15 protein-coding genes are annotated in these 17,188 nt (G+C 62.0%); 10 read left to right on the top strand and 5 right to left on the bottom strand.

The genetic code is table 11. The features are described 5' to 3' along the window. Nucleotides 1-298: 298 nt before the first annotated feature. Entirely contained in the window at nucleotides 299-3,436 is a 3,138-nt protein-coding gene (locus QWZ03_RS09160) for a ribonuclease E/G (protein WP_290332412.1), read from the top strand. Nucleotides 3,437-3,637: 201 nt separating this feature from the next. Here the strand turns inward: QWZ03_RS09160 and QWZ03_RS09155 are convergent, their stop codons facing one another. Together QWZ03_RS09155 and QWZ03_RS09150 are read right to left on the bottom strand one after the other, a co-directional pair. Beyond that, the gene (locus QWZ03_RS09155) at nucleotides 3,638-4,234 is read right to left on the bottom strand and encodes a YegJ family protein (protein ID WP_290332411.1); all 597 of its coding nucleotides are present in this window, start codon (nucleotides 4,232-4,234) and stop codon (nucleotides 3,638-3,640) included. Between the two features lie 13 nt (nucleotides 4,235-4,247). Then, nucleotides 4,248-5,084 carry a transporter substrate-binding domain-containing protein gene (locus tag QWZ03_RS09150; protein ID WP_290332410.1) on the bottom strand — a complete coding sequence of 279 codons (837 nt, stop codon included), beginning with the start codon at nucleotides 5,082-5,084 and terminating at the stop codon, nucleotides 4,248-4,250. A 729-nt stretch (nucleotides 5,085-5,813) separates the two neighbouring features. Here QWZ03_RS09150 and QWZ03_RS09145 point away from each other — a divergent pair. Next, nucleotides 5,814-6,746, top strand: a complete 933-nt coding sequence (locus QWZ03_RS09145; RefSeq protein WP_290332409.1) for a dienelactone hydrolase family protein — start codon at nucleotides 5,814-5,816, stop codon at nucleotides 6,744-6,746. Between the two features lie 181 nt (nucleotides 6,747-6,927). Here the strand turns inward: QWZ03_RS09145 and QWZ03_RS09140 are convergent, their stop codons facing one another. Further along, nucleotides 6,928-7,470 carry a C40 family peptidase gene (locus QWZ03_RS09140; protein WP_290332408.1) on the bottom strand — a complete coding sequence of 181 codons (543 nt, stop codon included), beginning with the start codon at nucleotides 7,468-7,470 and terminating at the stop codon, nucleotides 6,928-6,930. Then, nucleotides 7,467-8,273: an alpha/beta hydrolase gene (locus QWZ03_RS09135; protein ID WP_290332407.1), complete on the bottom strand. Its 807-nt coding sequence runs from the start codon at nucleotides 8,271-8,273 to the stop codon at nucleotides 7,467-7,469. The genes QWZ03_RS09140 and QWZ03_RS09135 overlap by 4 nt, the downstream gene beginning before the upstream one ends. Before the next feature lie 189 nt (nucleotides 8,274-8,462). Here QWZ03_RS09135 and QWZ03_RS09130 point away from each other — a divergent pair, with 189 nt between their 5' ends. The 6 genes from QWZ03_RS09130 (at nucleotide 8,463) to QWZ03_RS09105 (ending at nucleotide 14,291) form a co-directional block, all read left to right on the top strand. Further along, the gene (locus QWZ03_RS09130) at nucleotides 8,463-9,089 is read left to right on the top strand and encodes a TetR/AcrR family transcriptional regulator (RefSeq protein WP_290332406.1); all 627 of its coding nucleotides are present in this window, start codon (nucleotides 8,463-8,465) and stop codon (nucleotides 9,087-9,089) included. A gap of 75 nt (nucleotides 9,090-9,164) precedes the next feature. Further along, a complete protein-coding gene (locus QWZ03_RS09125) occupies nucleotides 9,165-10,226 on the top strand; it encodes an HlyD family secretion protein (protein WP_290332405.1) in 1,062 nt (353 codons plus the stop codon). Nucleotides 10,227-10,243: 17 nt separating this feature from the next. Then, nucleotides 10,244-10,990: a metallophosphoesterase family protein gene (locus QWZ03_RS09120; RefSeq protein ID WP_290332404.1), complete on the top strand. Its 747-nt coding sequence runs from the start codon at nucleotides 10,244-10,246 to the stop codon at nucleotides 10,988-10,990. Nucleotides 10,991-11,000: 10 nt separating this feature from the next. Further along, nucleotides 11,001-11,633 (top strand): LysE family translocator, encoded by a 633-nt coding sequence (locus QWZ03_RS09115; RefSeq protein ID WP_290332402.1) that lies wholly within the window; start codon nucleotides 11,001-11,003, stop codon nucleotides 11,631-11,633. 38 nt (nucleotides 11,634-11,671) lie between these two features. Further along, the gene (locus QWZ03_RS09110; protein WP_290332401.1) at nucleotides 11,672-13,261 is read left to right on the top strand and encodes a DHA2 family efflux MFS transporter permease subunit; all 1,590 of its coding nucleotides are present in this window, start codon (nucleotides 11,672-11,674) and stop codon (nucleotides 13,259-13,261) included. A gap of 49 nt (nucleotides 13,262-13,310) precedes the next feature. Beyond that, entirely contained in the window at nucleotides 13,311-14,291 is a 981-nt protein-coding gene (locus QWZ03_RS09105) for an L-threonylcarbamoyladenylate synthase (protein WP_290332400.1), read from the top strand. Between the two features lie 43 nt (nucleotides 14,292-14,334). Here QWZ03_RS09105 and QWZ03_RS09100 read toward each other — a convergent pair whose 3' ends face one another. Continuing rightward, on the bottom strand, nucleotides 14,335-15,237 hold the full coding sequence (locus tag QWZ03_RS09100) for a LysR family transcriptional regulator (protein WP_290332399.1): 903 nt from the start codon (nucleotides 15,235-15,237) through the stop codon (nucleotides 14,335-14,337). A gap of 87 nt (nucleotides 15,238-15,324) precedes the next feature. Here QWZ03_RS09100 and QWZ03_RS09095 point away from each other — a divergent pair, with 87 nt between their 5' ends. Both QWZ03_RS09095 and hpnD read left to right on the top strand, forming a co-directional pair. Then, nucleotides 15,325-16,257, top strand: a complete 933-nt coding sequence (locus QWZ03_RS09095; protein ID WP_290332398.1) for a DMT family transporter — start codon at nucleotides 15,325-15,327, stop codon at nucleotides 16,255-16,257. Between the two features lie 51 nt (nucleotides 16,258-16,308). Beyond that, nucleotides 16,309-17,145, top strand: coding sequence for a presqualene diphosphate synthase HpnD (hpnD, locus tag QWZ03_RS09090; RefSeq protein ID WP_290332397.1), 837 nt, complete (start codon nucleotides 16,309-16,311; stop codon nucleotides 17,143-17,145). Nucleotides 17,146-17,188: the final 43 nt, after the last annotated feature.

Here is a 17,188-nt window from a genome sequence, read left to right as displayed (position 1 = left end):
CAAGGCCAATGCCGGTGCGGTTAACGTCGTTCACCGCAAAGCAACGACGGCACAAAGTGACAAAACGCACGACCGGACATCAGCAGGCTGATGCCCCCATAAACCAGGGCTATCAGTCGGCAATACTAGGACACACCCGTGCGCGGCAACGACCTCTCGGCCGCGACGATAGTATGGAACCTTGGGGACCTACGCCTTGCTAAACCATTTGCAACGCCTCTCTGCCTGAGTCTTCCCTCGACGGCCAACCGCCGTCGGTGTGTTCGCCCCTGCCTGTCCGGCGGCGGGAGAACGAAACATGAAACGCATGCTGTTCAATGCGACACAAGCTGAAGAGCTTCGTGTCGCCATCGTCGACGGCCAGAAGCTGATTGATCTGGATATCGAAACCGTCGGCAAGGAACAACGCAAAAGCAATATCTACAAGGCCGTCATCACCCGCATCGAGCCCTCGCTCGAAGCCTGCTTTGTCGATTACGGCACCGACCGCCACGGTTTCCTCCCCTTCAAGGAAGTTGCCCGCTCCTATTTCAAGGAAGGCGCCGACGGCCGTTCGCGCATCCAGGACGCGCTCAAAGAAGGCATGGAGCTGATCGTCCAGGTTGAAAAGGACGAACGCGGCAACAAGGGCGCTGCCCTCACCACTTTTATCTCGTTGGCCGGCCGCTATCTGGTGCTGATGCCCAACAATCCTCGCGGCGGTGGCGTATCGCGCCGTATCGAGGGCGAAGAGCGCCAAGAACTGCGCGCCACCATGGACCAGCTCGACGTGCCCAGCGGCATGTCCATCATCGCCCGTACTGCCGGCATAGGCCGTACCGCCGAAGAGCTGCAGTGGGACTTGAACTACCTGCTCAAGCTGTGGAAAGCCATCGATTCAGCCGCCACCCCCAGCTTCGAGCTGCAGGCCGCCGATCCAGAGCGCCCTGGCAAGACCATTACCAAGTACGTCCCCACCCCTACCTCGCCCGAGGGCAAGCACCTCAAGCGCGACAATCCCGCTCCCTTCCTGATCTATGAAGAAGGCAGCCTGGTGATCCGCGCCATTCGCGACTACTACCAGCCTGACATCGGCGAAATCCTGATCGACACCGAATTCGTGTTCAATCAGGCACAGCAGTTCATGAGCCATGTGATGCCTGGCTTCGTGAACCGCGTGAAGATGTACAAGGACGACGTTCCGCTGTTCTCGCGCTTCCAGATTGAGCACCAGATCGAAACCGCGTTCTCGCGCGAAGTGGCCCTGCCCTCCGGCGGTGCCATCGTGATCGACCATACCGAAGCCCTGGTATCGGTGGACGTGAACTCGGCCCGCGCCACCAAGGGCGGCGATATCGAAGAGACTGCCACCCGCACCAACCTGGAGGCCGCCGACGAAATCGCCCGCCAGTTGCGACTGCGTGACCTGGGCGGCCTGATCGTGGTCGACTTCATCGACATGGAAAAGGCTGGCAACCAGCGCGAGGTGGAAAACCGCCTGCGCGATGCCCTGCGCCATGACCGTGCCCGCGTGCAGACCGGCAAGATCTCGCGCTTCGGCCTGATGGAACTGAGCCGCCAGCGCCTGCAGCCCAGCCTGGGCGAAACCGCCCACCAGCCCTGCCCGCGTTGCCATGGCACCGGCTTTATCCGTGGTATCGAATCCTCGGCCCTGCACATCCTGCGCATCATTCAGGAAGAGGCCATGAAGGAGAACACCGGCGCCATCCACGCCCAGGTGCCTGTCGATGTCGCCACCTTCCTGCTGAACGAAAAGCGTGCGGACATCTTCTCCATCGAGTCGCGCCTCAAGGTTGGCGTGGTGTTGATCCCCAACATCCACCTGGAAACCCCCAACTACACCGTTACCCGTCTGCGCCACGACGACCTCAACCATATCGAGGAAGTCCTGCCGTCGTACAAGATGATGGAATCGCCTGCCGAGGAAGAACACAGCCACGGCAAGGGCAAGAACGACGAGCCCGCCAAGCCGCGCCAGGAAGCCGCCGTCAAGGCCATCACCCCGTCGCAGCCGGCCCCTATTGCTGTCGAGAAGCCCGCACCGGTCGAGGCCAAGCCGTCTTTCTTCGAACGCATAGTCCGTTTCTTCAAGGGCCCCGAAGTCGAAGAAGTGAAGCAGCCCGTACCCGCCAACAAGGGCGGCCGTGACCGTGGCAACCGCCGTGGCGAAGGCCGCCGTGGCGAGCGCAGCGAGCAGCAACGCAGCGAACAGCCGCGCAACAACGACGGTCGTCGTGGCAACAACAGCGAAGAACGCCGTGGCAGCAGCAAGCCCCGTATCGAGGAAGACGAGCAGCCACGCCAGCCGCGTCGCGAACGTGGCGAGCGCAATGAAGGCCGCAACCAGGGCGAAGGCCGTGGCGAACGCGAAAACCGCAACGAACGGCAACAAGGCGAGGGCCGCGAGCAACGCGAGCCGCGTCAGCCGCGTGAACAGCGCGAACCGCGTGAAGGAAGCGAAGCCCGTGCAGAGCGCGAGCCGCGCGAAGCCCGCGAACCGCGTCAGCCACGCGAGCCCCGCCAGCCACGCGAGCAGCGTGAGCCGCGCGAAGCGAATGAGGCCCGCGCCGAGCGCGAACCACGTGAGCCGCGCGAACCGCGTCAACCACGCCCGCAAGCCGAACCCAAGCCACAACAGGCCGAGGGCGAGGAGCCAAGCCAGCAGGAATTGCTGCCGGTAGACGGCCAGCAACCTGAAGGCGCTGAAGGTAGCGAAGGCCGTGGCCGTCGTCGTCGTGGCCGTCGTGGTGGCCGTGGCGAACGCGGTGGTGATAGCAACCAGAACCAGGGCGAAGGCAGCGAGAACGGCAGCGATGAAGCAGCCGACACGGTAGCCGCAGAAACCAGCCAGAACGAAGTGGCTGCACCTGTAGTCACCCAAGAGGCCGCACCCGCACCGGTTGAAGCCGCACCTGCCGCAGCAACCACCGCCGCACCTGCACAAGGCGCCTGGTGGGAAAGCAAGGGCGAAGCCGCTACCCAGCCTGCCGAAGCCAAGGCCACCCCTGCACCGGCAGTAGCCGTCGCAGAGGCCGCAGCAGTGGAAGCAGCGCCAGCAGTTGCCGCCGTGGAAGCAGCACCGGCAGTGGCCGCGCCCGCCGCCGAAGTTGCAGCCGCCGCCTTAGCGCCAGTGGCAGAGCCCGCAGCAGTGGAAGCCATAGCGGCACCCGCGCCTGCCGTTGAAGCGGTTGTAGAAGCCGCTGTGGTTGAAGCGCCCAAGCCTGTTGTCCCCCAGCTGCCGGAAATCGGCCGGCCCGAGGACGTCGGCCTGGTGCAGGTAGCCACCAAGGCCTTCGAGCCCCTGCCGGAACTGCCGCAGATTGCAGCGCCAACACGCCGCCGCCGTAGCGAAGTGAAGCCGACGCAGTCCACCGCACCGGTGCAGGAAGAACTGGTCATGGTCGAAACCAAGGCCGTGGAAACCAAGCCCGAGTAAGGCTGTTTCCCTGCACTCAGTAGCAACAACAAGGGCGCCAATGGCGCCCTTGTTGTTTTGCGTCACGATAAAACCAACCGACCTAGGTCAAGCAGCCTGCGCCACCCAGGTCCGGAACTGCAGCACCGTCACCCAGCAGCCGACAGGGCATCAGGCGTATCGGCGCCCGGCACTGCCAGCTAACGACTCAAGTACAGCCAATCAGTCTTTGCACTCAAAGCCGTAGTCGTCCTTGTAGCGCTTGACCTGATCGGCCGGCATGGACTTGAACATGACACAAACGGTATAGCTGCCCACCTGCTTGCCATCCTTTACGTAGCCCCAATCGCTGATCTGCGCTCGGTTGAAAGAGTAGGACTTACCTGCCTCTACCGTCTCCACGACTTCAGGATCGTTGGCCACGACACCCACAAAACCTGTCTTTTCCCTTTTGAACGGTGTCACCCAGATATGCTCTGCGCCGTTCTTGTCTTCAAACCGGACTTTCAATTTGTAACCCAATGTGCCACTGGGCTTGCTCTCCGCCACCTGCAGGAAGGTATCCAGCGTCGCCTGGGCTTTAGCCATGGCGGCATTCATCGCCTTATCCTGATCATTGACGTAGACCACCTGGTCGCCGATCTTTTCATCGCCCGCCTGGCAAAAGCCAGCCGCCAGCACGCATACTGCAGCAAACAATGCAGATTTCATTTCGTCCTCTCTGATTCGTTTATTGAATATCCCGCCTGGCTCCGGCATATCACGCCCCATCATCAGGGCAAGCAAAACAAAGGCGCTATTCAGCGCCTTTGTTTTCAATCATGCAGCAAGCCTAGTCCACCCAGGCATCAAAGCTGAAGTATTTGTCGTTGACCTTCTTCCACTGGCCATTCTGTCGTATGGTCACTATGGCCTTGTCAAACATCACGCGCAGCGCCTCATCCTGTTTACGCACTGCAATGCCAGGCCCTATACCAAAATACTTGGTGTTGTTTTTGTCGTTGATGGCCGGGCCAGCAAAGGCCCAATCCTCGTTGCCGGTTTTACCCAGAAAATCCGTGGCGGCAATCAGTGCATCCATGGCAGCGGCATCCAGCCTGTCCATCGCCATATCTTCCATCAGCATGGCATGGGTCTTGTAGCGGGTGATCTTGGCACCCTTTGCCGCCAGTTCGCCCAAGGCATAACGCTCTTCGGCTGAGTTGATGGCCACACCCATGCGCTTCCCTTTCAGGTCAGCGGGTAGTTTCTTGATCTTGCTATCCGCCCGGACCAAGATGCGCGACGGCACCTGATAGTAGGTCTTGGTGAATGCAGCAAACTGCTTTCTCTCATCGGTGATATACATCGAAGAGACAATGGCATCGTATTTGTCCTTGTTCAGATTTACCAGGAAGGCATTCCAGTCCGCCTCCTCCACGAACTCGCACTTCACCTGCATTGCCGTGCACAGTTCATTGGCAATATCTATATCAAAACCGGTCAGCACACCTTCCGGTGTCTTGAAGGTAAAAGGCTTGAATGCCGGCTCAACGCCAATACGGACGGTTTTCCATTCCTTGGCCGGCGGCACGGTTTCGCTGACTTTCCCTGCATCGGCTGCCATATTGCTGGCATAGGCAAAACTCGAGGCTGCGAGGGCGATGACGAAAAATGAGCGTATGTTCATTCTGACTCCAGTACAGTTGCATAGACACTAGGGTGCTTCCATAAACCTCGGTTTCTGGGCGAGGCTGGGCACCGCCAAAGCATATCGACACCACATAGGCTGGATAGATGGAGCGATATCCCCTGGACAGCGCCGCTTCATAGCGAGCTTGCTGGCGCCACCAGACACCTTGGCACGCTAGCCTACTCTTTACAGGCAGGTTAGCCGTGAAGCATCCGGAAGTACCCACCAAGCTGCGCATCCTCTCGTGCAGTACGCCACGGCAACACAATGCGATCGACAAGGTGGTTTCCTGGCGAGGATGGCACAAAGGCCCATGGCCAAGCCCAATCCAAAGACAGGAACCCGGCCATCAGCAGGCTTGCGATAGTTTCATATTCTGCGCCCTCTCGTCCAGCCAAGGCCATTTAGAGCCGCTAACGAAACCCTTCTGGCGTTGTTGTGCGAGCTTGCCGTACCCACGTACTGTCCGCTGCGCGCGCCTGCTGCGCATGCCAGCGCTCGCACGCATAGCCAGAACCGCTACGCTGGGTTTTGTTAGCCGCTCTTAGCAAAATATTAGTACTCTCTTAATTACATCTTCGGATCACACAGGCCCGCCCAGTGTGACGATGCGCTCACGCCAGCCACCCTGTGGCCCCTGCACTTGGGACAAACGGAGCCCATACCCGCGTCACCCAACGTGCTGCCCACCGTTCGGCCAAGATCAACACACCGAGAGACATCGCCATGTTCAAACCCTGTATCACCGCATTGCTCTGCGCCGCCACCCTGCCTGCAATGGCCTGGAACAGCAACTTCAGCAACGTGAGCTTCGAGAATGCAGCAGGCCTCACCATTCCAGCCAAGCTGTTCGTGCCCGCAGGCTGGGTCGCAGGCGGCAATCAGCGCTACCCCGCCGTCGTCATGCTGCATGGCTGCTCGGGGGTCTATAGCTACAGCCTGCCCAATGCCAACAACAGCAATGTCCAGACCCTGTATCGCGAGTGGGCAGACCGCTTGGTAGCACAGAACATGGTGGTGCTGGTCGTTGACAGCTTCAGCCCGCGCAAGCCTGCAGGCCAGAATCAGAGCGAATGCAGCAATGGCGCTGGCGTCGGCATCTCGGAAGTCACCGACCGGCCGCTGGACGTCTATGCCGCCCGCAGCTATCTCGATAGCCGCAGCGACTTGGTTTCCGCAGGCCGCATGGCATTGCTGGGTTGGTCACATGGCGGCAGCACCGTCATGACCACGCTGGCCGACACCGAGCCCGATGGCACCACTAGCAAGCCTGCAGCACAACGTGGCTTCCGGGGTGGCGTAGCCTTCTATCCCGGCTGCGGCCTGAACAGCGCCTATAACGGCATCACCAACAGCAAATGGCGGCCTTATGCAAGTGTGCACATCCTGGCTGCCAGCACCGACAAGCTCTACTACGACGCCAGCAAAGCCACCCAGGCACTCAAGTATCCCTGCACCACCCGCCAGGATCGTGCTGCCCAGCAGGGGGCCAGCAGTCTTACTGGCAACGAAGTGCAGATGACGGTCTACCAGGGTGCAGCCCACAGCTTTGACGGCTCGGATGATGCCTGCGTCAACATTGCCAGCACACCGGATGCCTGCGCCAAAGAACAGGCCGATACAGCAGCGCTGAACCGCTTGCAGCAATACCTGAACTGAGAGCCTGTCATGGAATCAAGTCATCAATAGCTACCATTGACCGAGCAGGCGCCAGGGTAACCCTGGCGCTGAACGGCAGCGCAGCCTGAACCGGCGGGCTCTCCCCTGATTGAATCCACACCCCCCGCCCGCGCCGCCGCGCGGGAGCCTCGCTGACGCTCGTCATCTAGAAGGCCACGACTCACCCCGCCAGCAAGGAGCGCGCGGCCTCATAGCGGGTGGCAAAGTACTTGGTCTTCATGCTCTCTATCCGCACCCTACCTTTGGTGCTGGGTGCGTGGATGAACTTGTCATCGCCGATATAGATGCCCACATGCGAGAAGGAGCGGTTCATGGTGTTGAAGAACACCAGATCACCGGCCTGCAGCTCCTCCCGCTTGATGGGCCGTCCCTTGCGAGCGATATCGGCTGCGCTGCCGCGCACTTCCATGCCCACTGCATTACGGAAGATAAAACTTACCATGCCCGAGCAATCCAGCCCCGCTTCCGGGTTCTTGCCGCCAAACACATAGCCCACATCAATCAGCCCCAGGGCATACATCACAATCTCACGCCCTGCCGCGCTCACCTCAATATGGCTGGGCGCCACTACCGGGCGAGCCGCTGGCGGCTTGCTGGCAACCTTGCCGGCGGGCTTGTCCGGCGCACTGGCACATGCGGCCAGCAACAAAGGCAGCAAGGCTACCCCCAGCAGCCGGAGACGCGGCTCAGCTATTATCTTCATGGTAGCTCCTCCAACCACGCGGCCAGGGCCGCTGCAGCCAGTTGCCAGCCGGCATCCAGCATCAGCATATGACCTAGGCCTTGCAACATATGGGCACGCACACCCAAAGCCCGGGCTGCGCTGTAGATCAGATGGCAGGGCATCAGCTTGTCATCATGACTGCCCAGAACCAGCGCTGGCGGCATGCCGCGCGGCGGGCGCTGGTCAAACTGGGGTAGATTCATGTCTATCAGGGCGCGATCCGATTCATGCTGGAAGCGCGCCGCGTAAGTCTGCAACTCAGCCTCCACGATATGGGCCGAGAACAATAGCTCCCGCAGCTTGTCGAGCCGGGGCGGTACGCCCCCGTTCTGCAGCAGATTCAGCTCCCACAGCAGCAGGGGATGCTGCCAGAACAAATGCAGTGCCGACCCCATCAAGCCCTCGGGTGGCACCGTAGCGAGCAGCGCCAGGCCAGGCAGCACCTGCTCCCGCGCCACCATCTGGGCCAGGTAGCCACCCATGGAATGCCCCACCAGCACCGGCCGACGGCCGGTCTGCATCTCGATCAACCTGATGGCTTGGGCCACATCCTCGGCGTACTCATGCACCGATGTGGCCGCCAGCCCGCCGCGCCCCTCGCTCAAGCCATGGCCACGCAGGCTGACGGCAAAGCTGTGATAGCCGCGTTGGGCAAAATAAGCCAGGTAATGCACCTGCCAGCACCAGGCGCCGGCATAGGCGCCATGGATAAATAGCAAGGGCGGTTGCCCACTTGCCAGCAGCGCCTTAGATTCGATTATTTCCAGCTTTATATCAGTCACTTGGACACTGTTCTTATGAATTTCCCTGAGCATTGCCGGCCACCTTACGCCAATCCCCTGCCGCTTACAACCAAGCCCGCAGTTATTGACTTTTCGTTCAGCAATGAAGTAAATTACTCAAAAGTCACTAACTCACCTCCCAGCTTGGCGCATCGCCCCGTAACGGCCTCACCCGCCCAGGAGCCCCATATGAACACCCCCCTACCACGCTGGCAGCGCCGCAAGGATGCCCGTCCGGCCGAGATCATCCAGGCCGCCCTGACCCTGTTCTCCGACAAGGGCTTTGCCGCCACCCGGCTGGATGATGTCGCCAAGCTGGCGGGCGTCACCAAGGGCACGGTCTATCTGTACTTCGAGAACAAGGAAGAGCTGTTCAAGGCGGTAGTACGCGAAACCGTCGTCCCCGCGCTGGAGTTCGCCGAGACGCTGGTAGAGGAGCATCAGGGCGCCTGGTCCGACCTGTTGTGGCAGCTGCTTTCCAGTTGGGCGGAGCGGATGGAGCACGCCACCTCCTCCGGCATCTCCCGGCTGATGATTGCCGAGGCCACCAATTTCCCCGAGCTGGCCCGTTTCTATGTGGATGAAGTCGTGGTGCGTAGCCGCCGGCTGTTTGCCGACGTGATCAACCGTGGCATACAGAGCGGCGAGTTCCGTGAAGTCGATCCCATGATGGCCGCCCGGGCGGTCACCGCCCCGCTGGTGATGATCAAGGTCTGGAAGCAGAGCTTCGCGCTGTGCGATACCGAACCGGTCGACCTCAAGGCCTTTGCCCGCTTCCATTTTGATCTACTGGTACAGGGCCTGCGGCATCGATAGTTCTCAGCATCCCGGCTGACACCCCCACCTCTCCCTGACACCAGCCCAAGCTGGTGCAAGCCTCAAGAGCCACGCATGAACGACACCGCAAACCCATCTCAGAAACAGACCAAGGCCAGGCTGGTACTGGCGCTCGCCATCGCCGCCATCGCAGGCTGGGTGGTCTATCACTGGTGGCATGGCCGCACGTATGTCGAGACCGACAATGCTCAGGTAGAGGGACATATCGTGCCCATCGCCGCACGCCTGTCCGGCTATGTCCAGGCGGTGAAGGTGGCCGATAACCAGCCCGTCAGCGCCAGCAGCGTTTTGGTCAAAATAGATGACCGCGACTACGGCGCCCGCTTGGCACAGGCCGAGGCCGACCTGAAGATCGCCATGGCTGCCGCCGGCAGCAAGGGTAGTACCGGTCAGGCCGAGGCCCAGATAGGCTATGCCCAGGCCAGCGCGGCCGCAGCGCAATCGACCATTGCCCTGGCAGCGGCCAATGCCGAGCGGGCGCACAATGATCTGGAACGGACCCGCTCATTGGCTGCCAAGGGTATGGCATCCAGCGCCCAGCTGGATGCTGCCCTGGCAGCCCAACGCTCGGCCGAATCTCAGCTGAGGACCGCACGCGATACGGCCAGCGCCGCCAGCCAGCAGGTAGGCGTGGCTGGTGCCGGCCTGAAATCCGCCCAGGCCAAGGTCGATTCTGTTCGGGCTCAGCGTGATCTGGCAGCCATCCAGTTCAAGGATACCGAGGTACTGGCCCCCATCACCGGTGTGGTCAGCAAGAAGTCAGTCGAAGTCGGCCAATTGGTGCAGGCAGGCCAGACGCTGATGTATGTGGTACCACTCAGCGATATCTGGGTCACGGCCAATCTCAAGGAAACCGAGGTTGGCAATGTGCGGGCCGGCCAGGCTGTCACTGTCGAGGTAGACGCCTACCCCGGCAAGGCCTTTAGCGGCAAGGTGGAGTCCTTCAGCTCGGCCACCGGCGCCAAGTTCTCGCTATTGCCGCCTGATAACGCCAGCGGTAACTTCACCAAGGTGGTGCAGCGGGTGCCCGTCAAGATCAGGCTGGCCGCTTTTGACCACAATGCCACCCCATTGCGCCCGGGCATGAGCGTCATGGCCAGCATACGCATACGCTGAACCCAGGCAGAAACACCATGCGCCTCGCCCTGATCTCCGACATCCACGGCAATCTCCCCGCCCTACAAGCGGTGCTGGCCGATATTGCCCGACGTGGCATCACGCAGATCGCCAATCTGGGCGATAGCTTGAGCGGGCCGCTATGGCCTGAAGAAACTGCGGTATTGCTGCGGCAGCAAAGCTGGCCGCAACTGGCAGGCAATCATGAGCGGCAATTGCTGACCCAGCACCTGTCCAGCATGGCCGCCAGTGATCGCCACGCCCGCCAACAGATCAGCCCTGCCACCTTGCAGTGGCTGGCCAGCCTGCTGCCCACCCACCGGATGGGCGAGGTGCTGCTCTGCCATGGCACCCCCACCAGCGACCTGGCCTATTGCATGGAAACCGTGACCCCCACAGGCTGCCACATGGCCACGCCCACCGAGCTGGCTGCACGCCTGGGCCAGGAGACAGCGCGCCTGATCGCCTGCGGCCACACCCATCTCCCCCGTACCCTGTGCGCCCCCGATGGCAGGCGGGTAGTCAACCCTGGCAGTGTCGGCCTGCCGGCCTACGATGACGATCACCCGCACTTTCATCTGGTAGAGAACGGCAGCCCCGATGCCCGCTACGCGATCGTCGAACGCCTGGGGCACGGCTGGCAGGTCGATCTGCTTACACTGCCATATGACTTTGAATCCGCCGCCGCACAAGCAGCCCGCAATGGCCGGCCTGACTGGGCACACGCCCTGCGCACCGGCTACGCCCTCGTATCCCCTACCTAGAGACCAATCCATGTTCGGCACCCACGACCTCTGGCTGTTCATCCTGTCCGGCCTGATGCTCAATATCGCGCCGGGCCCGGATTCCCTCTACATCGCCAGCCGCGCCGCCGGCCAGGGCTTCAGTGCCGGTTCTGCCGCCGCGCTGGGCATAGGCCTGGGCACCTTTGTCCATATCTTCGCTACGGCCTTGGGTTTGTCGGCCATCCTGGCGACCTCTGCCACGGCCTTCACCATCGTCAAGCTGATCGGCGCCGCCTACCTGATCTGGGTTGGCATCAGCATGCTGCGCAGCAAGGCCATCACGCCGGGTGAGCTGGCCAAGCTGCAGGCCGCGCCCCTGTCCAGCATATTCTGGCAAGGCTTCTGGACCAACGTACTGAACCCCAAGGTAGCCCTGTTCTTTCTGGCCTTCGTACCACAGTTCATTGATGCCGCCGCACCCAGCAAGGCACTGGCCTTCATCTTCCTGGGGGCGATATTCAACTTCAACGGCATGCTCTGGTGCCACACCCTGGCCTATACCGCCGCCAAGGTCAGCAGCCTGATCCAGCCTGGCAAGGGCATTACCCAGTGGCTTAACCGCAGCATGGGGGTCTTGTTCCTGTTCCTCGGCATCAAGCTCGCCTTCTCCCGGCAAGCCTGATTCATCTACTCGCCAGCCGCCCCAGCCAAGGTCACAGCATGAAGCCTTTCTTCCCCAGCCTGCTACGCAGCAACCATCCGGATGCCATCCATCGCAACCGCTTCATCATCGCGATCACGGTAACGCTGGCCTGCGTGCTGGAATTGCTGGACACCAGCATCGTCAATGTTGCTGTACCCCATATGATGGGCACCCTGGGTGCCACGCTCGATGAAATCACCTGGGTCTCGATAGGCTATGTGGTCGCCAACGTCATCATCCTGCCCATCTCGGGTTTTCTGGCCAACCAGATAGGCCGCCGCAACTACCTGGCACTGTCCATCATCATCTTCACCGTCGCCTCCTGGGCCTGCGGCAATGCCACCTCACTGGGCGAGCTGGTGTTCTGGCGCATCGTCCAGGGTCTGGGCGGCGGCGGTCTGATCGCTACGGCACAGGCCACGCTGTACGAAGTCTTTCCGGCCGAGGAGATGGCGACGGCCATGGCCATCTTCGGCATAGGCATCATGTTCGGCCCCTCGCTTGGCCCGACCGTAGGTGGCTGGATTACCGACACCTGGTCCTGGCCCTGGATCTTCTATATCAACCTACCCCTCGGTGCCATCGCCCTCTTCCTGGTGCTGGCCTTCGTGCCGGACTCCGCCCATCGCCGGCAGATCAGCAGCGTGGACTACCTGGGCCTGCTACTGTTGGCCGTCGGCATAGGCAGCCTGCAGTTGATGCTGGAGCGCGGTGAAAAGCTGGAGTGGTTTGAATCCACCGAGATACTCGCCTACGCTGTCACCAGCTTCGTGTCGCTGTTCGCCTTCGTCATCCGCCAGCTGGAGATCTCCCATCCCATCGTCAACCTGCGCATCATGAAGGACCTGCAGTTCTCGGCCGGCCTGCTGTTCACCTTCTTTCTGGGTGCAGCTTTGTTCTCCACCGTATTCCTGTTCCCGGTCTATGCCCAGACCCTGATCGGTTTCGACGCCTTCCAGACCGGCATGATCATCCTGCCCTCTGCCCTGGCGGCCGCTTTTGCCATGCCCATCGCCGCCAAGCTGATCTCCCGCGGTGTGCCGGCCCATGCGCTGATCATCGCGGGAGCCGCCCTGTTCATGTACGCCATGTGGGGTCACCACCTGTTCACCACCGAGTCGGGCGCGGCCGATTTCTTCTGGCCTTTGCTGCTACGTGGCTTTGGCTTGGGTCTGGTGTTCATGCCGCTCAACAACCTCAGCCTGGCCCGTATCCTGCCTACCGAAATTCCCAACGCTACCGGCCTCTACAATCTGGTACGGCAGTTGGGGGGCAGCGTAGGCATTGCGCTGTCGGCCACCCTGCTGGTCAAGTTCGAGGACATCAAACGCTCGGCGCTGGTCGAGCACCTGACCCATGACAACGCCGCCATGGCCGAAAGGCTGGAGGCCTATACCCGGCTGTTCCAGCAAAAGGGTGATGCCATCGCCAGCGCCACCCAAAAGGCCTATGCCCTGATCAATCTGCAGGTCAACCAGCAGGCCATGCTGCTGGCTTTCAGCGAGCTGTTCCTGTGGTTTGGCGCCATCATCATCCTGCTGCTGCCGCTCTTGTTCTGGATGCGCACGCCACCGCGCATGGCGCAGGCCACCGATGTGGCGCACTAACCCAGTGACAACACCGGGCGCAAACCTGAAACCGCGATAAAATAGCCCCATGCGCCCTATCTCCACCGACCTCGACCAGGCCCTGGCACTGCTGCAAGCAGGCGAGCTGGTCGGCATTCCCACCGAAACCGTCTATGGCCTGGCAGCCGATGCCAGCCGCCCCGACGCGGTAGCCAAGATCTTCGCCATGAAAGGCCGGCCGGCTGACCATCCGGTGATTGTCCATATCGCTGGCCGCCAGCAACTGGCCGACTGGGCGCAGGATATCCCCGATGCTGCCTGGAAACTGGCCGATGCCTTCTGGCCGGGCTCGCTGACCTTGATATTGCGCCGCAAGCCCCATGTACCCGACGCCGTCACTGGCGGGCAGGATACGGTCGGCCTGCGTGCCCCCGCCCACCCACTCACCCATGCCCTGCTGGAGCGCTTCGGCGGTGGACTGGCCGCCCCGTCTGCCAACCAGTTCGGCCATGTCAGCCCCACGACAGCCGGACATGTTTACAACGAATTCGGCGATGCGCTGGGCCTTATCCTTGATGGTGGCCCCTGCACAGTAGGCGTTGAATCCACCATCGTCGGCCTGACTGATGCCCACCCCACCCTGCTGCGCCCAGGTGGCATCCCGGCCGAAGCCATTGAAGCCGTATTGGGCGTTAAACTGATACACCACGAGAAACCGACCACCGCCAAGCTGCGGGTATCAGGCCTGCTCGATTCCCACTACGCCCCCCGCACCCCTTTGCTGGTGGGCCCCCTGGCCGCTCTGGAGGCCGAGGCCTACCAGCGCTTTGAAGCAGGCCAGCGGGTAGCCCTGCTGCACCATTCGCAAATGCTGCAGGCAGTCTGCGGCGCAGAATGCCATGCCATGCCCCTGAACGCCGAATCCTATGCCCGCGCACTCTATGCCACCCTGCGTGAGCACGATGGCGACCGCTTCGACGTCTTGCTGCTGGAACAGCCCCCGCAGACAGCGGCGTGGCTGGCCGTGAATGACCGCGTCAAGCGGGCGGCCAGCGGCTGGCTAGCCTGAGCCAGGGCGATCTCGTTCGTCTTGGCTCAATATCTGTCTGGCGCTACCGTGCTATGCCGCTCAATGCTTCGGCCAGGGCCCTGACCATGGTGGGCAGGGTCTCCCATTGGCGCAGGCAGAGCTTCAGCTCCCGCTCCGCCCAGTCATCACTCAGCGCGACCAAGGCCAAGCCCATGGCATCCCGGTAGCCCTGGCCGGTGGCTTCCGGTACGACGGCTACACCGGCCCCGCCCGCCACCAGCCTGGCGATGGCGGCAAAGCTCGGCGCCCTGGCCCGCATATGCAGATCCAGGCCCGACAGCCTGGCCAGCTTTTCCACAAAACCCTGCATGGAGCTGCCATCCGGCAAGCCCACCAGGTCATGGCTGGCCAGTTCACGAAAACTGATACTGGCCCTGTCGGCCAATGGATGCCTGGGCGACGCCAGCACGGCCAGCCGGTACCGGCCTATAGGCAAGGCCAACAGGCCGGGGGGCTCATAGTCGCCATCAATTACACCGAGGTCTGCCTCGCCCGCCGCCACCGCAGCAATCACTTCGCGGCTGGGGCGCTCCACCAGCGTCACATCAACATAGCCATGCTCAGCCAGGAAACGCCCCAGGGCGCCCGGCAGTATCGTGCTGTTGGCGGTGGTATTAGCGTAGAGCCGCAAGGCCACGCGCTGCTCACCGCTCAAGCCGTCCATCGCCAGTTGGGCGTCCTGTGCCGAACGCAGCAATCGGCGGGCATGTTCCAGCAGCACCTCGCCGGCCGACGTCAACCTCACCCCAGTAGCGTGCCGCACAAACAGGCTCAGCCCCAGCCTGTGCTCAAGCTGCCTTAACCGGGCACTGGCGGCTGACAGCGCCAGCGGCAGACTGGCCGCCCCCTTGGAGAGCGACCCCGCCGCAGCCACGGCAGCAAACAAGCGCAGATCGTTCAGATCAAAGCGTAGAGGTTTCGTCATTGGCGAAGGACCATGGTGTAAAAACGCATTCTCGCGCTTGCTGCTGCGGTTCACAATGCGCCGTATCAACCCACTCCTGGAGCAGCCATGATACAGCGCGCCCTGTCAGCCTTCGCCATATCAGAACACCGGCACTGGTGGCAGGACGGTCGTACCCTGGCGTTGCTGTCTGCCGCAGGTTTCTCGCTCAAGGCCATTTTCGTCAAACTGGCCTATGCCGCCGGGCCGGTCGACGCCGTCAGCCTGCTGGCGCTACGCATGGGCCTGGCCTTGCCGGCCTTTCTCTGGCTTGCTTATTCCGCCCAGGGCGACCCCCTGGGTAAACGCGACTGGCTGGGTCTGGCCGGCCTGGGCTTGGTGGGCTACTACCTCTCCAGCCTGTTTGACTTCCTGGGCCTGCAAACCATCTCGGCCGGACTGGAAAGGCTCATTCTGTTCACCTACCCCAGCCTGGTGCTGCTGATGGAAGCGGCCTGGCATCGCCGCCCCATCAGCGGACGCATCTGGGCCGCCATGGGCTTATGCTACCTCGGGCTGCTGGCGGCCTTCTGGCACGACCTGGTCCACACGACCGCCAGCACTGCCGTACTGATAGGCGGCGGCTGGGTTTTCCTGTCTGCCATCACCTTTTCGCTCTATTACCTGGGCACCGGCCGCTATGTAAAACGCATCGGCTCCACCCGGCTGGCCGGTTACTCCGGCGCCATGGCATGCGGCTTTGTTCTGGGGCACTTCCTGCTGGCCCGTCCGCTGGATGCCCTGGCCGGCCTGCCCCAAGGCGTCTGGGGCTGGGCGCTGGCCATGGCGCTGGTCTCCACCGTACTCCCCATCTGGCTGGCTGCCCGTGCCGTGGAACGGCTGGGCGCCAGCCGGGCAGCCGCCATGGGCACGGTAGGGCCTGTGCTGACCATCGCCTTCGGCTGGCTGATACTGGGCGAGCCCTTTTCACTGTTGCAGGTAGTGGGCCTCTGCCTGGTACTGGCCGGAATTACCTGGATAAGCAAGGCAAAAGCCGCGTAACTCGCTACAATCCGGGCGTTCCTGGCCATCAGCCAGCGTGAGACCGATCAAGTGACGCCCGACCAATATTGCGAAGACAAAGCCGCCCAGAGTGGCTCCAGTTTCTACTACAGCTTCCGCTTCCTGCCGCTGGAAACCCGCCGCGCCATTACGGCGCTGTACGCCTTCTGCCGCGAGGTGGACGATGTGGTGGATGAAACCCATGACGAGAACGTGGCCCGCACGACGCTCAACTGGTGGCGCAGCGAAGTGGCCAACCTGTATGCCAACAACCCACAGCACCCGGTGACCCGGGCCCTGCAGCCGCATGTCGCTCGCCTGCAACTGCCACAACAGCAATTGCTGCAGATCATAGACGGCATGGAGATGGACCTGACCCAGGCCCGCTACAACAGCTTTGCCGACCTGCAGCAGTACTGCTACCTGGTCGCCTCGGTGGTCGGTCTGTTATCCGCCCGCATTTTTGGCGTCAGCGATGACAAGACCTATGTCTACGCCGAAAAACTGGGCCTGGCCTTCCAGCTCACCAATATCATCCGCGATGTGGGCGAGGATGCCCGCCGTGGCCGTATCTACCTGCCGGTCGAAGAACTGCAGCGCTTCAACGTACCGGCTGCAGACATACTCAGCTACCGCGAATCCGACAACTTCAAGCAATTGATGGATTTCCAGATTCAACGTGCGCAGACCTATTACGACGAAGCCCTGGCCGCCCTACCAGCGCCAGACCGCAAGAAGCAGCGCGCGGGCCTCGTGATGGCGGCCATTTATCGCGCCACGCTGGAAGAAATCGTACTCGACGGCCCTGCCAAGGTGCTCAATCAGCGGCTCAGCCTCACGCCCATACGCAAGCTCTGGCTGGCCTGGAAAACCTGGTGGTTTGCGTGAGCGGCAGCCACCTAGGCCTAGCGCCTGTGCGGTACCCCTACAC

This window comes from Chitinimonas viridis, from assembly GCF_030409555.1.
Taxonomy (GTDB): Bacteria; Pseudomonadota; Gammaproteobacteria; order Burkholderiales; family Chitinimonadaceae; genus Chitinimonas; species Chitinimonas viridis.
The sequence above is the reverse complement of the archived record's forward strand: the minus strand, read 5'-3'. Positions and strand labels throughout refer to the sequence as shown.